The sequence below is a fragment of the Chryseobacterium tagetis genome (genome assembly GCF_016735585.2).
Taxonomy (GTDB): domain Bacteria; phylum Bacteroidota; class Bacteroidia; order Flavobacteriales; family Weeksellaceae; genus Chryseobacterium; species Chryseobacterium tagetis.
The window spans coordinates 99255-121526 of the sequence record NZ_JAERSE020000003.1 but is presented as its reverse complement, the minus strand read 5'-3'; the positions used below and the strand labels follow the sequence as shown (position 1 = coordinate 121526).

At 35.2% G+C, this 22272-nt stretch carries 19 protein-coding genes; 14 read left to right on the top strand and 5 right to left on the bottom strand.

Annotation, left to right across the window (positions count from 1 at the left end; genetic code table 11):
* Positions 1 to 142 precede the first annotated feature (142 nt).
* From JI747_RS10510 to JI747_RS10475, 8 genes are all read left to right on the top strand, one after another.
* Positions 143 to 616, top strand: coding sequence for a DinB family protein (locus JI747_RS10510; protein WP_225688439.1), 474 nt, complete (start codon positions 143 to 145; stop codon positions 614 to 616).
* Between the two features lie 114 nt (positions 617 to 730).
* The gene (gene rlmB / locus JI747_RS10505; protein ID WP_225688437.1) at positions 731 to 1489 is read left to right on the top strand and encodes a 23S rRNA (guanosine(2251)-2'-O)-methyltransferase RlmB; all 759 of its coding nucleotides are present in this window, start codon (positions 731 to 733) and stop codon (positions 1487 to 1489) included.
* A 3-nt stretch (positions 1490 to 1492) separates the two neighbouring features.
* A complete protein-coding gene (locus JI747_RS10500) occupies positions 1493 to 2614 on the top strand; it encodes a serine hydrolase domain-containing protein (protein ID WP_225688435.1) in 1122 nt (373 codons plus the stop codon).
* Positions 2615 to 2630: 16 nt separating this feature from the next.
* Entirely contained in the window at positions 2631 to 3683 is a 1053-nt protein-coding gene (locus JI747_RS10495) for a DUF6263 family protein (protein ID WP_225688433.1), read from the top strand.
* A gap of 54 nt (positions 3684 to 3737) precedes the next feature.
* Positions 3738 to 3968, top strand: coding sequence for a hypothetical protein (locus JI747_RS10490; protein WP_225688431.1), 231 nt, complete (start codon positions 3738 to 3740; stop codon positions 3966 to 3968).
* A gap of 34 nt (positions 3969 to 4002) precedes the next feature.
* Positions 4003 to 6537 (top strand): hypothetical protein, encoded by a 2535-nt coding sequence (locus tag JI747_RS10485; protein WP_225688429.1) that lies wholly within the window; start codon positions 4003 to 4005, stop codon positions 6535 to 6537.
* A gap of 91 nt (positions 6538 to 6628) precedes the next feature.
* Entirely contained in the window at positions 6629 to 6940 is a 312-nt protein-coding gene (locus JI747_RS10480) for a GIY-YIG nuclease family protein (protein ID WP_225688427.1), read from the top strand.
* Between the two features lie 54 nt (positions 6941 to 6994).
* Entirely contained in the window at positions 6995 to 8281 is a 1287-nt protein-coding gene (locus JI747_RS10475) for a glycosyltransferase family protein (RefSeq protein ID WP_225688426.1), read from the top strand.
* 169 nt (positions 8282 to 8450) lie between these two features.
* Here the strand turns inward: JI747_RS10475 and JI747_RS10470 are convergent, their stop codons facing one another.
* Positions 8451 to 9092 (bottom strand): hypothetical protein, encoded by a 642-nt coding sequence (locus JI747_RS10470; protein ID WP_225688425.1) that lies wholly within the window; start codon positions 9090 to 9092, stop codon positions 8451 to 8453.
* Between the two features lie 149 nt (positions 9093 to 9241).
* Here JI747_RS10470 and JI747_RS10465 point away from each other — a divergent pair, with 149 nt between their 5' ends.
* A complete protein-coding gene (locus JI747_RS10465) occupies positions 9242 to 10204 on the top strand; it encodes a YpdA family putative bacillithiol disulfide reductase (protein WP_225688424.1) in 963 nt (320 codons plus the stop codon).
* 67 nt (positions 10205 to 10271) lie between these two features.
* Entirely contained in the window at positions 10272 to 11267 is a 996-nt protein-coding gene (locus tag JI747_RS10460; protein ID WP_225688423.1) for a S41 family peptidase, read from the top strand.
* A 52-nt stretch (positions 11268 to 11319) separates the two neighbouring features.
* On the opposite strand, the gene JI747_RS10455 is transcribed toward JI747_RS10460, so the two are convergent.
* On the bottom strand, positions 11320 to 12498 hold the full coding sequence (locus JI747_RS10455; RefSeq protein ID WP_394371148.1) for an MFS transporter: 1179 nt from the start codon (positions 12496 to 12498) through the stop codon (positions 11320 to 11322).
* 267 nt (positions 12499 to 12765) lie between these two features.
* Here JI747_RS10455 and JI747_RS10450 point away from each other — a divergent pair, with 267 nt between their 5' ends.
* From JI747_RS10450 to JI747_RS10440, 3 genes are all read left to right on the top strand, one after another.
* Positions 12766 to 13641, top strand: a complete 876-nt coding sequence (locus JI747_RS10450; RefSeq protein ID WP_225688420.1) for a helix-turn-helix domain-containing protein — start codon at positions 12766 to 12768, stop codon at positions 13639 to 13641.
* Positions 13642 to 13730: 89 nt separating this feature from the next.
* Positions 13731 to 15671: an oleate hydratase gene (locus tag JI747_RS10445; RefSeq protein ID WP_225688418.1), complete on the top strand. Its 1941-nt coding sequence runs from the start codon at positions 13731 to 13733 to the stop codon at positions 15669 to 15671.
* A gap of 25 nt (positions 15672 to 15696) precedes the next feature.
* Positions 15697 to 16593: a 3-hydroxyacyl-CoA dehydrogenase gene (locus tag JI747_RS10440; RefSeq protein WP_225688416.1), complete on the top strand. Its 897-nt coding sequence runs from the start codon at positions 15697 to 15699 to the stop codon at positions 16591 to 16593.
* A 75-nt stretch (positions 16594 to 16668) separates the two neighbouring features.
* On the opposite strand, the gene JI747_RS10435 is transcribed toward JI747_RS10440, so the two are convergent.
* From JI747_RS10435 to fbp, 3 genes are all read right to left on the bottom strand, one after another.
* Positions 16669 to 18339 carry a glutamine--tRNA ligase/YqeY domain fusion protein gene (locus JI747_RS10435; RefSeq protein ID WP_225688413.1) on the bottom strand — a complete coding sequence of 557 codons (1671 nt, stop codon included), beginning with the start codon at positions 18337 to 18339 and terminating at the stop codon, positions 16669 to 16671.
* 346 nt (positions 18340 to 18685) lie between these two features.
* The gene (gene menC, locus JI747_RS10430) at positions 18686 to 19690 is read right to left on the bottom strand and encodes an o-succinylbenzoate synthase (RefSeq protein WP_225688411.1); all 1005 of its coding nucleotides are present in this window, start codon (positions 19688 to 19690) and stop codon (positions 18686 to 18688) included.
* Positions 19690 to 20706, bottom strand: a complete 1017-nt coding sequence (gene fbp / locus JI747_RS10425; RefSeq protein ID WP_225688409.1) for a class 1 fructose-bisphosphatase — start codon at positions 20704 to 20706, stop codon at positions 19690 to 19692. The genes menC and fbp overlap by 1 nt, the downstream gene beginning before the upstream one ends.
* A gap of 315 nt (positions 20707 to 21021) precedes the next feature.
* Here fbp and JI747_RS10420 point away from each other — a divergent pair, with 315 nt between their 5' ends.
* A complete protein-coding gene (locus JI747_RS10420) occupies positions 21022 to 22260 on the top strand; it encodes an aspartate kinase (protein WP_225688408.1) in 1239 nt (412 codons plus the stop codon).
* Positions 22261 to 22272 lie beyond the last annotated feature (12 nt).

Here is a 22272-nt window from a genome sequence, read left to right as displayed (position 1 = left end):
ATCCAAAATAGTTGAAACCTTAAAACTCAATACGATTATTATTATTTTTCATAAAAATATATAAATTTTGCTTCAATCCACCGTTCAAAAATTGTCATTTCCAGTTTATTAAACTATTTTTGGTGATTAAAATTTTTGCAAAATGAATTATCATTTTCAAGCTCACAGACAAGTAAGAAAAAACCTTTTAGAGATCCTGCAAAACACTTCTCATGAAGATCTTTTGCTGATTCCTGACGGTTTCAACAACAATATATACTGGAATATTGCGCACACCGTTGCTACCCAGCAGCTTTTGCATTATTACCTAAGCGGAAACCCTTTCAGAATCGATAAATATTGGGTTGAAACCTATAAAAAAGGAACTTTACCCAACTTTGATGTTCAAAAATCTGAAGTTGAAGATCTGGAGTTTTTATTAGTAGAAACTTCAAAGATTTTAATGAAGGATTATGACAGCGATTTCTTTGCAGATTACACACCTTACACGACAAGTTTCGGGATGGATCTGAAAAGCATTCAGGATGCCATTATTTTCAATAACATGCATGAAAGTATACATTATGGGTATATTTTATCACAAAAAAGGGCAATTTTAGGAGAAAAAGGAAGATAGATTAAAAGTGAATTTTGCTGTATAAGTCAATAATCGAGTATGAGTTTTTTCAACTTAAAAATTGATTTTCAAAGTACTATTTACATTTAACAATTCAATATTTAAAATAATAAGATGACAGATAAAAAAGACGATTTTATTTTCGGGCTTCGTCCCGTAATTGAAGCTATAGAAGCGGGAAAAACGATTGATAAAGTTTTCGTGCAAAATGCATTGCAGGGAGATATTTATGCAGAATTAAAAACAATTTTAGCGAAAAATAAAATCCGTCCCAATTATGTTCCGGTTGAAAAACTGAACAGATTTACAAGAAAAAATCACCAAGGTGTTGTTGCTTTTATTTCGGATGTTCCGTTCCATAAAATTGAAGATATTGTTCCTCAATTATTTGAAGAAGGAAAAACTCCGTTTTTATTGATTTTGGATCGACTGACGGATGTAAGAAATTTTGGTGCCATTTGCAGAACTGCTGAATGTGTGGGAGTTGATGCTGTTATTATTCCTGAAAAAGGAGCTGCACCCATCAATTCAGATGCAATAAAGACTTCGGCAGGAGCACTTTATAATGTAAAAATCTGTAAAGAACCGAATTTAGCACACGTTGTAGATTTCCTTCAACAGAGTGGAATTTCCGTATTTGCGGCAAGTGAAAAGGCACAGAAACTGATCTACGACGTAGATTTCAAAGAACCTTGTGCTATTGTAATGGGAAATGAGGAAACAGGAATTTCTAAAGAAGTACTTCATCATGCAGATGACAAAATAAAATTACCGATTGAAGGAAAAACTCAATCACTGAATGTTTCTGTAGCATGCGGAGCGATTTTATATGAAGCGGTAAGGCAGAAAATGACTGCAATCCCCAATCCATAATATATGAAAACCCTATTGCTTTTACCTCTGTGCTTTGCATTTGCTGCATGTCATGCACAAAACAAAAAAATTCCTACAGACAACCCTCTTGCTACTGAACTCGATCAGTTAGTTCAAAAAGAGGCTTCTGCTTATATGCAGGATCCCGCTCGTGTTGGGATTTCAATAGGAATTTTTAAAGATGGTAAAAGTTATTTTTACAATTACGGAACAACGGAATTAGGAAAATCAGAACTTCCGACTTCCAAAAGTGTTTATGAGATTGCATCGATCACCAAAACATTTACAGGAACACTTTTAGCACATGCTTTAGTGGATGGTAAAATTAAGCTGAATGATGATATCCGAAAGTATTTAAACGGAAATTATCCCAATCTTGAGTTTGAAAAGCATCCGATAACAGTTGCCAATCTTGCGAATCATTCTTCGGGATTGCCCCAGTTTTTACCGGATCAGTCAGAAACTTTTAAGAAGCCGATGGATTCTGTAGCTTTCATATTAGCTGATTTTTATAAAAACTATTCTAAAAAGAAGTTTTATAAAGATCTTCATCAGGCAAAAATGGCTTTTGTTCCCGGAACAGATTATAGATATTCTAATGTAGGAACGCAGATCGCAGGCGATATTCTGGAAAAAGTATATCACAAGAGCTATGAAAGTCTACTTTCGGAATACATTACCCAGCCTTTGAAAATGAATCATACCATAATTAGTACAGATTCTACAAAACTTTTGACTTGCTATAATGAAAAAGGAAAGGTAATGCCTCGAAATATTACAACAATCATGGCACCAGCTGGAGGAATTCTTTCAACAACGGAAGACCTCGTAAAATATATGCAGTATCATCTTCGTGAAAACGATCAATATGTAAAAGCCTCTCACACACCTGCTGCAAAAAATGAAGGCGATCAGATAGGATTATACTGGCGAATTCATTCATATGATGATGGTACCAAAACCATTTTTCATACAGGCGGAACGTTTGGTTTTTCGAGTGTGCTCCAGATCTACCCTTCAAAAAACATGGGTGTAGTGGTCCTTACCAACGAATCTGATGGCGAATCTCAAGGAAAACTGCAGAATATTGCAGACAGTATAGTAAGAAATAGTAGTAAAAAATAAAATTAAAAAAATTCAAATGAAAAATATTGCGGCGCTTGCGCTAGTATCAACAATAGCATTGGTTTCTTGTAATAAAAAAGAAACAGCAAAAATCACAAAAGTAGATCCTAAGACAGGAAAAACAGTGACGGTAGAAGTTCCTGCCGATTCTATTGTAAAAGTAGAAGCCAACCCAGCTATCAAAGATTCTTTGGGAATCTTCAGGCAGTCTTTTAAACTGGAAAAAGGGAAGACATATCCGCTTACCACTTACCAGAGAGATGTAAAGACGATGACCGACCCTCAAGGAAAGTCAATCACCGCAACCAGCGAATCTACCGATGAAATGAATTTTGTAGTGAACGATATCAAAGGAAATGTATATGATATGACCTTAAATCTTGTCGCTAAAAGAAATTCTCAGTCAGCTCAGGGAAAAACACTGGTGGTAGACACTAAGCTTCCGGAACCTAAAGAGGAAGATCTTAAAATGCTTTGGATCGTTAATAAAGCGCTTACCAGCAATAAACTAAACGTGAAAATGGATACTCAGGGAAATGTAATTTCCATTACAGGTTTTGAGCCTATCTACACAAAAGTAGCGAATGCAGTAGGTGCTATTGTAAAAGATCCGACTCAGAAAGCAGGTGTAACAGCCAATTTGAAGGAAAGCTTCAATGAAAAAATATTAAAAGACCAGCTTTCTAAAAACCTTACCCTTATTCCTAAAAAAGGAGTGAAAATAGGTGAAAAATGGGTAAATAGCGAAAACGCAGATCCTAATGGGAAAATAAAAGTAACCTCTAACTACACCTTAAAAAGTGCAGGAAATGGTATCGTAGAAGTTTCTATCTCAGGAGGAATTCCTAAAAAGACAGAAAAACAGGCTCAAGGTGCTATCACACACAGCATGAGCAGCGAGCTTGTTCAGAACGGAACCATTAAGTTTGACCAAAATACAGGATGGATTACCAACCAGAACATCAATGTGAAAACATCACAGATTGAAACCATTTCAGACGGAAAACAGTCTCAGTCTATGAAAAGTATTTCAACCTCTTCTGTAATGGTAAATCCTTCCGGTAAATAAGAAAAAAGAGTTTGAGAAGAACTTATTTCAAACTTTGAACAAAAATCAAAAATTATGAAGTACATTCTTGAGTTAATACTCTCTGCTATTATTATTTTCTTTGTCTGGAACATTCTGAAAAGAATTTTCTTTAAAACTTTTTACAGTTACAGATTCAACAACAATAATGGCTCAAACAACAAACAGCAGGACATTCATAGTTCAAACAAAGGAAAACAGAATCTTAAATGGGATGCAGAAACCGTAGATTTTGAAGAAGTAAAAGAGAGCAAAGACAAAAGGTAATAATTCCGAAAAATAAAAGATAATAACCATCAATATGGCGAAAAATAAAAACTTAATTTATATTGCAATTTCATTAGTTGTATTTATAGTTTTAGCATTTTTATATTCCACTCCTGTTTTTACGGGAAAACAGCTTTTCCAGCATGACATTGTACAGTACAGAGGAGGTGCAAAAGAGCTTTTGGACTACAGAGCAGATACAGGAAACGAAACCTATTGGAGCGACTCCATGTTTGGAGGAATGCCTACTTACCAAATGGGAAGTAGATTTAATGGTGATATTATTAAGAAAGTTGACAGCTACCTGAATATTCTTCCGAGACCCGTCAATTATATTTTCTTACTTTTTTCAGGATTTTTCCTTTTAGGAATGGTAGTAGTCAGAAACTGGAAATATGCTCTTCTGGGCGCCACATTCTTCGGACTTTCCACCTATTTTTATATTGCTATTGCAGCAGGCCACAATGGTAAAATTAATACCATTGAATATTTCGCACCACTTTTAGCAGGGATCTTGCTTGTTTATATCCGGAAGCAATACATTTGGGGATTCATTGTCACCACCCTTTTCATGGGGCTTCAGATTGCAGCGAACCACCCACAAATGACCTATTATCTGTTTATAGCCTTAGGTTTCTTATTTATTTCTGAAATTGTAAGAGTGATCCAAAAGAAAACAGAGGTAAAACATTTCCTGATCTCTTCAGGGATCATTGCAGCATCATGTTTAATCGGTGTAGGAATGAATTCCCAGAGAATCATGGCTAACTCCGAATACATCAAAGAAACCGTGCGTGGGAAACAGATCTTAACCAACGACAGCCATACCGGAGGAAATTCAGGAATGGATAAAGAAAGTATGTTGATGTGGAGCTACGGAAAACTGGAAACCTTAAACCTTTTCATTCCAAGATTGATGGGAGGCGGAAGTCAGGAGCCGGAAGGAAAAGAAATGATGGCAAAAATCCAGGAACTGGTTCAGCAGAATGTAAAATCTCAGACCGAATATGACAGAATTTCCCAAGGATTCGGAAGCCTTACCTATTGGGGAGATCAGCCCGGAACTTCAGGCCCGGCTTATCAGGGAGCCATCGTTTGTTTCTTAGCAGTTTTAGGATTCTTCTTTGCTTCTAAAAAATACCGTTACTGGATCTTAGGTGCTTCAATCCTTACCATCTTTTTAGCTTGGGGAAGCAACTTTATGGCACTTTCAGACTTCTTTATAGACTTTGTACCATTTTATAATAAATTCAGAGCTCCGTCATCTATTTTGGTGGTGGTTGAATTGCTATTCCCATTAATGGCAATTATCGGATTGTATAAATTCTTTACAGATGAAAAACTTACGGAAGAATACAAACAGAAAATTCTGACTTACGTAGGCGGAGGAACATTAGGATTGATCTTAATTCTTCTTGTCTTCGGTAAATCTTTACTAGGATTCCATACAGATAACGAACAGGCTTATTTGCCTCCTTTTCTGTTGGATTATCTGACAGATGAAAGATTTAAACTGTTCAGAATAGATGCCATTAAAGCATTTATTTATGTAGCCATCACTGTTATTCTTTTATTTTTAAGCTTAAAGAAAAAACTGAATCAGAATATCGTTTTAGTCGTGATCGGAGCGGTAAGCTTATTTGATCTTTGGACGGTTAACAAGCGTTATTTAAACGATGATAACTATGTAGACAAGATCTTTGCTGAAAACCCTTTCCAGACAGAAAGTTCGGAACTTTTGGAGGAGAAAGTGCAGGAAAATCCTAATCTGGAATCTATTATTGCAAATGTAAACGTCAATAGAACATTAGAAACGATTGCTGAAAAAGACAAAACGCATTACAGAATTTTTAACAACATTTTAGGAACATTCAGCGAAACAAACACTTCATACTTCAAATCTTCAATCGGTGGTTATCATGCCGTAAAGCTGAGAAGATATGATGATGTCATCAACGAATACTTCCAGGTCATGGATTCTGTAAAAGTTCCGAATATCCTGAACCTTTTAAATGCAAAATATTGGGTAGTGGGAAGACCTGAACAACCTCAGGCAGCTCCGAACCCGACAGCAAACGGAAATGCATGGTTTGTAAGTGATCTAAAATTTGTAAATACTCCTAACGAGGAAATCAAATCTATCGGGATTATTGATAATAAGAAAACAGCAGTTATTGCTGCCACCGACAAAGAATATTTCAGCAACAAACCTGTTCAGGCAGACTCTACTGCAACGATCAGCTTAACGGGATATCAGCCAAATGAACTTGAGTTCAAATCCAAATCAAGAACCCCTCAATTAGCCGTATTCTCTGAAATCTATTATCCTCACGGATGGAAAATGTTCGTAGACGAAAAAGAGGTTCCTTACATCAAGGCAGATTATCTTCTTCGTGCCGTTCACGTTCCTGCAGGAAACCATAGCATAAGAATGATCTTTGAACCGGAAGTTATTGAAAAAGGAAAATGGATCTCTCTTCTTTGTTTCGGTCTTTTCATCATATTAAGCGGACTTGGAATCTTCATGATGAATAAAAAGAAGAAGGAAATCACACCTGAAAAAGCTTAAAGTACGTAATGTCATTCTGAACAAAGCAAAGCGTAGTGAAGAATCTCTTTACATCAAGAATTCAAATTAACACTATGAAAAAAACACAACAATGAAAACTTTAGGAACTCACAATTATTATGTCTACATATTGACAAATAAGATCAAAACAGTTTTATATACTGGAGTAACTAATGATTTAGAAAAAAGATTATACTGGCATCAAAACCCAGAAGCAACAGATAAAAGAAGCTTTACTTTTAAATATAAATGTTTCTTTTTAGTTTATTTCGAACATTTCACAGAGATTGATCTTGCAATAAGTAGAGAGAAACAAATAAAAGGCTGGATTAGAAGTAAAAAAGATAATTTAATTAATAAATTTAATCCAACTTGGAGATTTCTGAATGATGAAATTAAATGAGATTCTTCATTTCGTTTCACTACATTCAGAATGACAAAAAGAATTTAAAGTGTAATGGAACACAAAAAAATATTAATCATCACCTATTACTGGCCTCCTGCGGGAGGTCCTGGTGTTCAAAGGTGGCTGAAATTTGCAAAATATTTGCCCGATTTCGGGTGGAAACCTATCATTTATACCCCGGAAAATCCCAGCTATCCGTTATTGGATGAAAGCTTACTCAAAGACGTTCCTGAGCATCTTGAAATCGTAAAGACCAAAATATGGGAACCTTATCAACTGGCGGAAAAGCTGAATAAAAGCAATAAAAAATTCAAAGCCGGGCAATTTGATGTAGGCAAAAACCAAAGCTGGAAATCAAAACTTTCGATCTGGGTGAGAGGAAACTTTTTCATACCTGATGCACGGGTTTTCTGGGTAAAGCCATCCATACAGTTCCTTGAAAAGTATTTAAAAGAAAATAAGATCGATGTTGTGGTGACTTCCGGTCCGCCCCACTCTTTACATCTGATCGGTTTAGACTTAAAAAAGAAACTTCCCAATTTAAAATGGATCGCCGATTTTCGTGATCCGTGGACGGAAATTTCATATTATAAACATTTAAAGCTTACCAAAAGTTCAGATCAGAAACACCGCCAACTGGAAAGTGCAGTTTTCAAAAATGCAGACATTACCTTGGCCACCAGTTATACAGATGCCGAAAACTTCAGAAAGAATGGTGCCAATGCAGTTTGTATCACCAACGGTTTTGACGAGACAGATGCCTCTCAAAAGATCTCAAATACCGATCAAAAGTTCACTTTGAGTTACATTGGAGTTTTAGAACAACTAAGGAACCCGAACAATCTTTGGAAAGCACTTGAGGATTTGGTTAAAACCTCTTCATCTTTTGCTGAAAAGTTCAGCTTGAAATTTGCAGGAAGAATAGATGATAAAATCTTACATGAAATTGAGAGTTCCGGTTTGAAAAAATACATCTCAAATCTGGGTTACCTTTCTCATGACAAAGCTATTGAGGAAATGGCGAAATCCTCGCTTTTACTGATCACCAATTTTCCTAATGAATCCTCCAAAGGAATTATTCCCGGGAAGATCTTCGAATATCTGGCTACAGGAAAACAGATTATTTCTTTTGGTCCGGATGATGCCGATGTTTCAAAAATACTGGAAGAAACCCAGTCTGGGAAACATTTCAGCTATAACGATTCCGAGAGCATCAAACGCTTTATTTTAGAGAAGTTTGAGCTTTGGAAAAACGGAAATCTTTCTGACAATACGCAGAATATTGAGCAATTCTCCAGAAGAAACCTCACCAAGAAACTAGCTGAAATTTTAGAATAAACTGATTTTTTTAACGCAAAGATTTATTTTTGATTATTTCTAAACTAAGGAAGCGAAGAGTCTATCAATTCATTGATTATTTGAAGTACGATTGATATATGGCTTTGTCAGCCTCTTTTCTTTCTTTACCTTGAAATTAAGATGAATTAAATCTTTGCGTTATTATATTTTATATGGTCCACTGGTCATTCACTACCGCAACCAGATAATATTTCCCCAGAAGCTCTTCAAAAACCAGACGAAGGCTTTTCCAGTCCATTTCTGCATTGGCTTCTGATCCTTTTATATAATTCTCTGTAAAATCTGCTTTGGGATACATTGCTTTTAGGTTGTTCAGTGAATTACCCTTCCCTAAGAATTCATTAAGGGCAACCTGGCCAGTCGCAAAATCTTTTGAATACACCCATTTTGTAAGGTAATTATCTATAGTGGCTTTGTAAAGATCTCCCGAACCATCCAATGTTCCCCATGTGAAAAGAGTTTTGGTCGGCTGATATTTCATAAATTCGGTTTTCGAAAAGGTCTTATCTTCTTTAGGATTTACAAAAGCATACATTGAAAAACGGACTCCTTTATCAGGATGGATGAAATCTGAAAATTTCTTATAATTCTTATCTTTTAAAGCCTGAATGATCTCTTCATTAAGCTGTTTTAAGGCCTCATCTTTATTCACTTCCACCGGACTCACCTTTGTGGCATCCGTTTTTACATATCCGGTAGAATCTGTTTTATCGTTGATAAATTTCTCGGGATTTTTCTTACAGGCAGCAACTAGACTTAGAATAAGCAGAGAAGCAAATAGTTTTTTCATATTTTTTAATGTTTGATCTAAAAAATTCACCAAAAGCAATGCCATATTTGCTTTCCGGAATTAATGAGATACAGATTGATGATAGCCTCTATCGATTTTTTGTATATCGCTGAAGGCGCTTTGCATCATGTTTTTTGTACTTTTGCTACATGGAAATTTTGGATATTCTTATTATCGGAGGCGGCCCCATCGGATTGAATTGTGCATTAGAGGCTCAGAAAAATAATCTTACCTACTTAATTATAGAAAAAGGAACCATTGTAAATTCTTTATACAATTATCCTTTATATATGAGATTCTTCTCTACCGCAGAAAAACTGGAAATTGCCAACATCCCTTTCATCTCTACGGCTCCAAAACCCGGAAGACAGGAAGCGCTGGAATATTATCAGGGAATTACAAGACAACGGAACCTCAACATCAACTTATACGAAAAAGTAGAAAAGGTTTCCAAAGAAAATGAAATCTTCACGGTGACCACTTCTAAAGGAGAATATTTTGCCAAAAACGTAGTGATTTCAACCGGATTTTATGACATTCCAAACCTGATGAACATTCCGGGAGAACATTTACCTAAAGTTAAACATTATTACACGGAACCTTATCCTTATGCGCAACAGAAAATTGTGGTCATAGGTTCGAGCAATTCTGCGGTAGATGCCGCTTTAGAAACGTATAGAAAAGGAGCAGAAGTTACGATGATTGTGCGCCATTCTGAGATTTCAAAAAGTGTGAAATACTGGGTAAAGCCAGATATTGAAAACAGGATTGCAGAAGGAAGCATCAAAGCTTTTTTTAATTCGGAGATGTTAGAAGTTAAGGAACGTTCCGTAATTTTTAAAGACGAGAAAGGAGAAATTCATGAGGTTGAAAACGATTTTGTACTGGCGATGACGGGTTACCTTCCCGATTTTGATTTCCTGAAAAATTCCGGAATAGAATTGCAGGGAGACTGCCTAAATCCGTTTTACAATACTAAAACAATGGAAACGAACGTTTCTAATCTTTATCTTGCCGGTGTAGTTTGTGGTGGAAAAGACACTCATCTTTGGTTTATTGAGAATTCAAGAATTCATGCTGAAATGATTGTGAAAAATATTCTTTCGAAATAATTTTTCATTAAAAAAATATACAGATACTTCGTTTAGTATTGTTATTTTTAAAGCATAGATTATTACCATGAAAAAAATTTCACTCATTTTATCTTTGATAACAACTTTATCTTCAACTATTATTTCAGCTCAATCGGATAGCGTAAAAACCTATATAACTGATGCGCTGACAATTATGAAAGATAAATCGGTAAATAAATCAAAGGTAAATTGGGATAAAATTTATAGTAAAACCTTAGCTGAAGCCTCAAAAGCGAAAACTATCAGAGAAACATTTCCAATTTTAAAAAATGCTCTTGTTTCGTTGGAAGATTCTCATTCTAATTTTTATCCTTCGGAAGTTGTGAAGGAATATACTTTAGGTTATAAGGCTACAGGACAGGAATTTCCAGTGATTAAAAGTGAGCTGTTAGAAAATAAATATGCGTATATCAGTTTGCCCGATATCGGATCGTTTAACAATGACGACTGGAATTTATATATCAATACTTTTTATACAAAAGTAAACGAGCTGCAAAAACATAATCCAAAAGGCTGGATTATAGATCTAAGAGACAATTTCGGAGGAATGCTCTATCCGATGTATGCTTCTATTGCTCCATTTTTAGATCATAAAAACGTAGTCGGAACCAAAGATTCCCAAGGAAAAATTGAGTATTTTAATTATAAAAATGGTAAATTTTATGAAGGTTCAAAAGCAACTCAACAATTTAAAATTACACAAAAAGAACCTAAACCAACAGGCAAACCTATTGCTGTATTAATAAACAAAGTAACCGGAAGTTCGGGGGAATTTATTACAGCGGCTTTTGTTGGTCAACAAAACGCAAAATTAATTGGCGTAAATACTCAAGGTTTAACCTCTGCAAATCAAGAATATAAATTATCAGATGGTTCTTTTCTTGTTTTAACAATTGGAAATATTGTAGACAGAAACGGAAAAGAATACGATAAAATTGGCGAAGGAATTGCTCCCAATATTGTCATAGAAAATTCATCAGATAAGAAAAAAATCGATGAAGTTTATTTCAAAAAAGCTTTTGAATACATTAATAGTAAATAAATTATAATTTATTCGAAAAAAGAAAGTTACATTGTGTAGCTTTCTTTTTTTATTAGCTTTCAATCTCAATATCTTTTTTATCTCCAATCAACCAGGGAACAATAAAATAAAAGGCAACAGCAATTATTGTCGCCAATATTCCCGTCCCTATCCATAATGCATTGAATCCGAATTTTTCAGCAATTAAAGTTCCTACATAAGGCGTTACTATAAAAGCTACCGAAAATGAAATCCCGTTCAGTCCCATATAAGCTCCTTTATTGTTTTGCCCGGACCTCAAAGCTGTAATAGTTGACATAAAAGGCAATGTCCAGATTTCTCCGATACAAAGCAAGGTCATGGAAATAACTAGAGTAATGATACTGTAATCAAATGCCATCATGGCGTATGAAAACCCACAAATAAAAGTTCCCAGTAACATTGTTACGGACAGATTAAAGTACTTTTCGGCAATCTGTACAAATCCCATTTCAAGCAGTACGATCAGAAAACCACTGTATCCTAAAATATATCCGATATTCTGCTGACTTAATTTTGCGGTATCTTTATAGAAGATCGTCAATGTACTGAACAGCTGAAAGAAGCAAATGGAGAACAGCATACAAAAGAAGCAATACACCAGGAATCTGCCGTCGCGATATGGAGAATTTTCTTTTTTAATGACCACCGCTTCTTTTACTTTTCTTGCTTTTAATCTGGCAATTTTATTACGCTTTCTGAAAAATACAATATAGAGAATCCCTGCTGACAAAGCAGCCAAAGCATTAGAGTAAAACAAGAATTCATATGAAATCGCAGACAGAATTCCGCCCAAAGCCGGACCAATTGAAAATCCTAAATTGACCGCCATTCTGTTTAATGAAAAGGCTCTGGTAATATTCTCAGGTTTCGCATATTTTGTAATAGCCACAGAGTTTGCAGGACGGAAAGCATCACTTACAATACTTTGCAGTAAAATGATCGAAGCCACTCCAATCTCCGTTTTAAAGACAGGAATAAGACAAAATAAAGGAACGCTCAACAGCAGACTTATATACTGAACTTTATATTCTCCAATTTTATCGGTGATGTAGCCTCCCAACCATGATCCAATCACAGATCCTATTCCGAAAAAGCTGAGAACAATCCCCGTATTTTCTATACTGAATTTCAAATGATCGGTCATATAAACTCCCAAAAACGGAAGCACCATAGAACCAGCCCGGTTGATGAGCATTACCAACGCAAGCATCCAGCTTTCCTGAGAAAGCCCTTTGAAAGAGTTTGTATATAGATGGATAATTTTCAAAACCAGAGAATAAGTAATGCAAAAATACTTAAAACCTTCCCTAGAGAAAGGATTTTATATTAAAAAAAATAATTCACCCTTTAACAGCAACGCTTAATAATGAGAATATTTTTTCTTATTTTTAAATGAAAATTTAATAAAATTCGTAAATTGTATACGTATTGATTTATTTTTCTACTTTTTAGACCCAAATCTTAAAATACCACCGGAATGATAGCTTATGAAAATTTACATGACACTCTTTCATTTTACAGTATTGATTGCCGTGAATCTTATTATATCTCTTCCGGGAAAACAATCTTCAGCTTTCCTGAAGAATCTTTCAGGATGGATTATTATGCGCTCTGCATCTGTACTTCCGGGCATATAAATATTGAGATCGACAGCAAAAAATATACTGTTTCAAAACACGGTTTCCTTATTTCTGCACCTTCTACGATTGTACGGTTTTTGAAAACCAGCGACGATTTCAGAATGAAACTTCTCTTTTTTGATAAGAATTTCCTTCTTAAAAACATCTCCAATCCTTTTATTATTGAGAAGATGAATATTTTCAGAGATACCTCTTTCAGTATCATCAATTCTAATGAAAATGACGTTTCCGTACTCATCAGTCTTTTAGAATATATGGATAAAAAAGTTCAGAAAAAAGGAAAGTATATTGATGAGATTATACGTACCATCATTTTTAATATTTTACTGGAGACCGCTGAAATCATCAATAAGGAAGATATCAACATTGAAAGCGATGAAGTAAAGAATAATCTGTTCTTTAAATTCAATAAACTCATCAGGGAAAATATTCAGCATTCCAGAAATGTTCAGTTTTATGCAGAGCAGTTATTTATTTCAAGAAAGTATCTTATTGAAGTGGTAAAAAAAGCCTGTGGAAAAACACCTCATCAGATTATTGATGAAATCCTTTTAAAAGAAGCATACAGTATGTTGGGAAATCCTAGTTTAACGATTTCCGAGATTGCTTTTGAGCTTCAGTTCAACTCCGTTTCTGCATTTGGCAGATTTTTTAAGAAACACACCAACACTTCTCCTTCCGAATACAGAAACAGCGAAAATTTCAGCTATTGAGAATTTAGGGATAATAATTCTGACATTGGGGATATAATACCTCCCGTAAGTCAGCGTACCTTTATATTGTTAATAAAAAACAATACAAAATGAGTACGATTACATCAAAATTCGACAAAGTTTTAAATGCTTACGATGGGTACGGAAAAGTAAACCACGAACCAGATTCCAGTAAAGAAGTACAGATTAACACCCCTGAAAAGACGATGCCTTTTTCAGATCAGATTGGAAACTACCAAAGAAACAAAGGGATTCCTGTAAAGTCTTATGAAAATAGTAAAATCTATATCGTAGGAAGCGGAATTGCAGGAATGTCTGCTGCATATTATTTTATAAGAGACGGCCATATTCCCGGAGAGAATATTATTTTCTTAGATCAGTTACATATAGAAGGAGGTTCTCTGGATGGCGCCGGAAACGCTAAAGACGGATATATCATTCGTGGAGGCCGTGAAATGGATATGACATATGAAAATTTATGGGATATGTTCCAGGATATTCCTGCATTGGAATTGCCTGCTCCTTATAGCGTACTGGATGAATATCGATTAATTAATGATAATGATCCCAACTATTCAAAAGCCAGATTAATTCATAATCAGGGGAAAATACAGGATTTCAGCAAATTCGGTCTAGAGAAAAAAGATCAATTGGCCATTGTAAAGCTGCTGCTTAAGAAAAAAGAGGAGCTGGATGATCTGACGATTGAAGATTATTTCAGTGAAACCTTTTTAAACAGTAATTTCTGGTTTTTCTGGCGTTCTATGTTCGCTTTTGAAAACTGGCACAGCTTACTGGAATTGAAACTGTATATGCACCGTTTTTTACACGCCATAGACGGAATGAAAGATTTCTCTTGTCTAGTTTTCCCTAAATACAATCAGTATGACACCTATATTACTCCGTTAAAAAATTATCTGGTAAGTAAAGGAGTGAAAATAGAGTTCAATACATTAGTAAAAGATCTTGATATACATATTGACACGGAAGGAAAAACCGTAGAAAGCATCATCACCGAACAAAATGGCGAAGAGGTAAAAATACCTGTAGGAAAAGAAGATTACGTTATCGTGACTACAGGTTCTATGACGGAAAGTACTTTTTACGGAGATAATAAAACGGCTCCGGTCATTACGATCGACAATTCTTCAGGTGGACAAAGTGCAGGCTGGAAACTTTGGAAAAACTTAGCCGCAAAATCTGAAGTATTCGGAAAACCTGAAAAATTCTGTAGCCATATCGAGAAATCTGCCTGGGAATCTGCAACACTGACTTGCCGTCCTTCTGCTTTTGTTGAAAAATTAAAAGAACTATCTGTCAACGATCCTTATTCAGGAAAAACCGTAACGGGTGGTATTATTACCATTACAGACTCTAACTGGGTGATGAGTTTCACCTGTAACAGACAGCCACACTTCCCAACTCAGCCGGATGATATTCTGGTAATATGGGTATATGCATTGCTGATGGATAAAGAAGGTAATTATATCAAAAAAACAATGCCTGAATGTACCGGAGACGAAATACTTGCAGAGCTTTGTTATCATCTGGGAATTATAGACCAATTGGATAACGTGGTGGAAAATACCATTGTAAGAAGCTCATTCATGCCTTATATTACTTCTATGTTCTTGCCTAGAGCTAAAGGAGACAGACCAAGAGTCGTTCCGGAAGGCTGTAAAAACCTAGGTTTGGTCGGTCAGTTTATAGAAACCAATAACGATGTGGTATTTACCATGGAAAGTTCTGTGAGAACAGCGAGAATAGCCGTTTATGAGCTTCTTAATCTCAACAAACAGGTTCCGGATATCAATCCTCTTCAGTATGACATCAGACATTTATTAAAAGCCACTCAGTCACTGAATGATTATAAACCGTTTTTAGGAGAAGGCATTTTAAGAAAAATCCTTAAAGGAACTTATTTTGAACATATTCTGGTAAACCGTCCTGAAGAAAAAGAAGAACATGAATCTTTCTTTATGGAGCAGGTAAATAAATTCCAGGATTGGATAAAAGGAATTAAAAGCTAATTCCAGTCAATTAAAATAAAAAGTTATGAACTTTAAAAATGTAACCATAGCAGGAAGCGGAGTTCTTGGATATCAGATTGCATTTCAGTGTGCTTTTCATGGGTTTAATGTTACCGTTTATGATATCAATGATGAAGTTCTGGAAAAAGCAAAAGCCAAATTTGATGGAATGGCAGACAATTTTAAAAGAGATATGAATGCTACCCAAAATCAGCTTGATGCCACATTCAAAAATTTACATTACAATTCGGATCTGGCAGAAGCTGTAAAAGATGCTGATCTTCTCATAGAAGCTGTTCCGGAAAATCCGGATATCAAAATAGAATTTTATCAAAAGCTTGCGAAGGTCGCACCGGAGAAAACAATATTTGCAAGCAATTCTTCTACCTTGCTTCCAAGTCAGTTTGCAGAATATACAGGAAGACCTGAAAAGTTTCTGGCATTCCATTTTGCCAATGAAATATGGAAGCATAATACCGGAGAAGTCATGAAGCACCCGGGAACTTCACAGGAGGTTTTTGATGCGGTTCTCCAGTTTGCCAAAGAAATTGGAATGGTGGCTCTTCCCATTAATAAAGAACAACCGGGCTATATTGTAAATTCTTTACTGGTTCCGTTACTGAGTGCAGCTATGGAACTTTGGGTAAAAGAAGTTGCCGATATAGAAACCATTGATAAAACCTGGATGGTCGCTACAGGAGCTCCGACAGGACCATTCGGAATATTGGATGTTGTTGGGATAACAACTGCTTATAACATTAATAAAATGGAAGCAGAAGCCACACAAGATCCGGATAAACTGAAAATTGTAGAAACCCTAAAATCTGAGTTTATTGACAAAGGAAAACTGGGAGTGCTTTCAGGAGAAGGCTTTTATAAATATCCCAATCCGTCTTATCAGGAAAAAGACTTTTTGAAATAAGTTGATTAAGTATATTTAAAAAGAAAGAGGATTCATTAACTGAATCCTCTTTTTGTATAGTATTTCTTACAAGTATTACGGTTTATAAGAATCTTTCAAAGTCACTGTTCTGTTGAAAATCATTTTTTCTTCAGTAGAATCCTTGTCTTTTGTAAAATATCCGATTCTCTGGAATTGAAGAGGTTCTTCAACAGCCACATCTTTCAAATTAGGCTCAGCAAATCCCTGAACGATAGTTACAGAATCCGGGTTGATGAAATTTAAGAAATCAACATCTTTTTCAGCATCCGGCTGTTCAACAGTAAACAGTTGATCGTAATTTCTTACTTCCACAGGAATGGCATGTTTTGCAGACACCCAGTGAATAGTCCCTTTTACTTTTCTTAAGCTTTCTTCAGTTCCGCTTCCTGACTTAGATTTTTCATCGTAAGTTGCATAAATGGTCGTGATGTCTCCGTTTTCGTCCTTCTCTACTCTTTCACCTTTGATGATGTAAGCAGATTTTAAACGAACTTCTCCACCTAACTTTAATCTGAAGAACTTATTATTTGCTTCTTCTTTAAAATCTTCACGTTCAATATATAATTCTCTGGAGAACGGAACTTCTCTTGTTCCTGCATTTTCCTGTTCAGGATTGTTTTCTGTTTCCAGCCATTCTTCCTGTCCTTCAGGATAGTTTTCAATCACTAATTTAATAGGATCTACAACCGCCATTACACGTTTTGCCACCTTATTAAGATCTTCACGAACACAGAAATCCAATAATTGAATTTCAATAAGGTTTTCTCTTTTGGCAACTCCTACTTTTTCAATGAAATTTCTGATAGCTGTTGCTGTGAAACCTTTTCTTCTCATTCCTGAAATGGTAGGCATTCTTGGATCATCCCATCCGCTCACCACATTTTCAGCGACAAGCCTTTGCAGTTTTCTTTTGGAAGTGATCATATAAGAAACGTTCATTCTTGCAAATTCTCTCTGCTTATTTCTTACTTTGCCTTCATCATATACCTGATCAAGATACCAGTCATAAAGCGGTCTGTGGTTTTCAAATTCCAAAGAGCATAATGAGTGTGAAATTTGTTCAATATAATCAGACTCACCATGCGCCCAATCGTACATCGGATAAATTTTCCAGTCTGTACCTGTTCTGTGATGAGGTTTATTCAAAATTCTATACATCACAGGATCACGCATATTCATATTTGGTGAAACCATGTCTATTTTTGCACGAAGAGACATTGAACCACTTTCGAATTCACCGTTTTTCATTTTTTCGAATAAGTCTAAAGACTCTTCAACAGGACGGTTTCTGTATGGAGATTCAATTCCCGGTTCTGCCGGATTTTTTCTTTGTTCAGTAATCACTTCAGAAGGCTGCTCGTCTACGTAAGCTTTTCCTTCTTTAATTAACTTAACGGCCCAATCGTAAAGCTGCTGGAAGTAATCGGATGCGTACAAAACTTTATCCCATTTGAAACCTAACCATTCAACGTCTTTCATAATAGAATCTACGAATTCTTGTTCTTCTTTTTCAGGGTTCGTATCGTCGAAACGAAGGTTTACGGGAGCATTGTATTTTTCACCAAGACCAAAGTTGATGCAAATGGCTTTTGTATGCCCTACATGCAGATAACCGTTGGGTTCTGGTGGAAAACGGAAACGGATCTGATCATTTCTCAGACCGTTTGCCAAATCATCTTCGATAATTTGCTCAATAAAATTGAGAGATTTTTTTTCTTCTTCCATTAAAATTCGCTTTAATAAGATGCCGAAATAATACGACAAGCTGCAAATTTAAGAAAATTTAAGAGGTAAAAAAATAGATTGTCATTACATTAAATTTAAAAAATTCACCAATTTGTTATTTTTCTTTAAACACGTGATAAAAAACATCAAATAATTCTTTAAACAATGATTTTTAATTGTAATTTTGCGCTATTCAAATACAACACTAAGGTAGTATAATACTATCGAAAAAAAATATCACTATATTATGAAAAAATTAAAATCTAAATTCTCCGACTTTATCGATTACATCAAAAAAATTATTTTTGTAGAAAATGTAGTTTAAGATTTACACGCTTCAGAGCAGTTAATTTTTAAAATAAAGCTCCTCACCTTTCAATTCTAATTGGGTCTCAAAATTATTAGTGAACAATCCCCCAGTTCCTAATCCCTGCGGCATTGTATTATTTTTGGTAAATGTATACTGGGCAATTGCATTCAAACCAATATTGCTTTCCAACGCAGAAGTGATCCACCAACCGATGTTTTCCTGCTCAGCAAGAGCAATCCATTCATCACTGCCTGCAAAACCTCCTACTAAAGCCGGTTTTAAGATAATATATTGTGGCTTTATAGTTTCCAGTAATTCTTTCTTTTTATCGAAATCAATAATTCCTATCAATTCTTCATCCAAAGCAATAGGAGTTGGCGTTTGAGCACACAATTCCGCCATATCATTCCAGTTTCCTGCTTTGATAGGCTGTTCAATAGAATGAATATGTAAATCTGCTAACTGCTGCAGAACAACTTTCGCTTCTTCTTTAGTGAATCCTCCATTGGCATCAACACGGAGTTCCAGTTTTTCTTTCGGAAATTTTTGTCTTAGTTTTTGAAGAACTTCATGTTCAGATTTCCAGTCTACTCCTATTTTTAATTTAATACAATGAAAACCTTTTTCAAGCTTATCCTGAATCTGTTCTTCCATGTAGTGAACATCTCCCATCCAAATCAAACCATTGATGATAATCGGAGCTTTTCCGTTGGTAAATTCACTTGGAAAATAAAGGTGTTCTCCATATTTCAGGTTTGAAACTGCCTGTTCATAGCCAAACCAAATCGATGGAAATTCTTTTAATTTCTCTTTTAAAACATCAGAATCCTGATTAATATTTTCACAAAGCCATTGCAGCTTTTCTTCATAGTCAGGTTTGTCATCAAAACTTAATCCTCTGAAAACCGCACACTCTCCTATTCCTTTTTTTCCGTTTTCCGAAACTTCAAGAATAAAAGTCTCTTTTTCATGCAAAACGCCGCGAGATGTTCCACTCGGGCGCTTGAATTGTAATAAATATCTTGAATATTCTGCTTTCATTATTTTACGCTATCGATTCGCATAAATTCTTCTGCTTTTTCTACCATATCTACACTTCCACAGAAGAAAGGAATTCTTTGGTGAAGCTCTGTCGGTTCAATTTCCAGAATTCTTCTGAAACCGTCTGTAGCTTTCCCCCCCGCCTGTTCTGCTAAGAAAGCCATTGGGTTACACTCATACAATAGTCTTAATTTTCCGTTAGGCGCCTGTGAATAAGACGGATAAATATAAATACCACCTTTCAGCATATTTCTGTGGAAATCTGCTACCAATGAGCCAATATATCTTGATGTATATGGTCTGTCACCTTCTTCCATCTGGCAATATTTAAGGTAATTTTTTACACCTTGAGGGAATTTAATATAGTTTCCTTCATTTATTGAGTAAATCTTACCTGTTTTTGGAAAATTCATATTCGGATGCGAAAGATAATAGGTTCCCAAAGACGGATCAAGAGTAAATCCGTTGACTCCGTTTCCTGTTGTATATACAATCATGGTTGATGAACCATAGATTACATATCCTGCCGCAATCTGATTCACGCCTTTTTGTAAAAAGTCTTCTAACTGAACGGGAGTTCCCGGCTCGGTAACTCTTCTGTAGATTGAGAAAATTGTTCCTACAGAAACATTCACATCAATATTGGAAGAACCGTCCAAAGGATCGATCAACACAACATATTTGCTTAAATGACCGTTTTCACCGCATTTAATATCGATGAAATCATCATTTTCCTCAGAAGCAATCCCACAAACAACCTCTCTCTGAGACAAAGCTGTAATAAAAATTTCATTGGCAATCACATCCAGTTTTTGCTGTTCTTCGCCCTGAACATTTTGGTTTCCGGCAGCTCCTGCAATGTCTACAATTCCTGCTTTGTTTACTTCTCTGTTTACCACTTTAGAAGCTAGTCTTATTGCACTTAGAAGACGAGAAAATTCTCCTGTAGAATACTGAAAATCATCCTGTCTATCAATAAGAAACTCTCCTAAAGTCTGTAATGGTTGCTCTGACATATTTTTCTTTTTACGTTTTCTCCAAATTTCGTAAAATTTATCACAATTAAAAAGAATTATCAACAAAAGACCTTATCCACTGTATATCAACTCAGTACAACTCTATTCTCCATCTATAACACGACCTTATCATAAAAAGGCTTCCCCGTTTTCTTAAAGCAATCTGAATAATTTCATCATATTCTTAATTTTTAATAAAATCTTAAGCCTATAGAATCACTGGGCTATTTCATATCTCGTCGTAAATGTATAATTTTGTCACCCGTAAAAAACTCTCATAAATTTTTATCTAACAATTTTATTATTAACAATTTAATGAAAATTTTCAAGTTTGGTGGAGCATCAGTAAAAGATGCCGAAAGTGTAAAAAATGTATCTATGGTCTTAAAAAGCCAAGGATTTGCTAAATGTTTGCTGGTTATTTCAGCTATGGGCAAAACCACTAATGAATTGGAAAAGGTTGTAGAACTTTATTTCAAGAAAGATAACTACCAAACTGAAATTGAAGAGATAAAACGAAAACACATTGAGATTGCTGAAGGACTTTTTCCTGAAAACCATGCAGTTTTTGCAGAAATCAATCTGTTTTTTGATGATATTGATTCTTTTTTAAGAAGAAACAAATCTCCAAACTACAGCTTCGTTTACGACCAAGTAGTGAGCTGCGGTGAAATGATTTCTACAAAAATCGTAAGTGAATATTTAAATGAAATTCAGTTTGCCAACCAATGGCTGGATGCAAGAGATTATGTAAAAACAGACAATTCTTACAGAGAAGGAGTTGTAAACTGGGCAAATACTGAAGAACTGATTTCTCGTTTGAATAAAGAAAACTGCTACGTTACGCAAGGTTTCATTGGTTCTGATGAAAACAACTTCACCGTAACATTAGGCAGAGAAGGTTCAGATTATTCTGCTGCGATCTTCGCTTATTGTTTGGATGCAGATGCCATGACGATCTGGAAAGACGTTCCGGGAGTAATGACAGGTGACCCAAGAAAATTCCAGGATGTTACTTTGCTTTCAAATATCTCTTATGAGGAAGCGATAGAAATGGCCTATTACGGAGCCAGTGTTATTCACCCGAAAACATTGCAGCCTCTTCAGCAAAAAAACATTCCTTTTTACGTAAAATCTTTCGTAGATCCTACCAAAGAAGGTACAAAAGTGGGAGCTTCTGACAAAAACCAAAACGAAGAATCATATATTTTAAAAGAAAATCAAACTTTATTAAAAATTTCAACAAGAGACTTCTCATTTATTGCAGAAGATCACATGAGTTTAATTTTCGGATATTTATCTAAATATAAAATTAAAGTTTCTTTGATGCAGAATTCAGCTATTTCATTAGCATTATGCCTGGAAGACAAGTTTAATACTATTGATGATCTTAATAATGAACTGCAAAAAGTATTTGAAACAGAAGTTGTAAAAAATGTATCTTTATTTACCGTAAGAAATGCGAAGATAGAGAACATTGATAAATTTTACCAGGAAAAAAGTGTATTATTGGAGCAAATTTCGAAGAATACGCTTCAAATGGTAACAAAATAAAACAAATTGCAG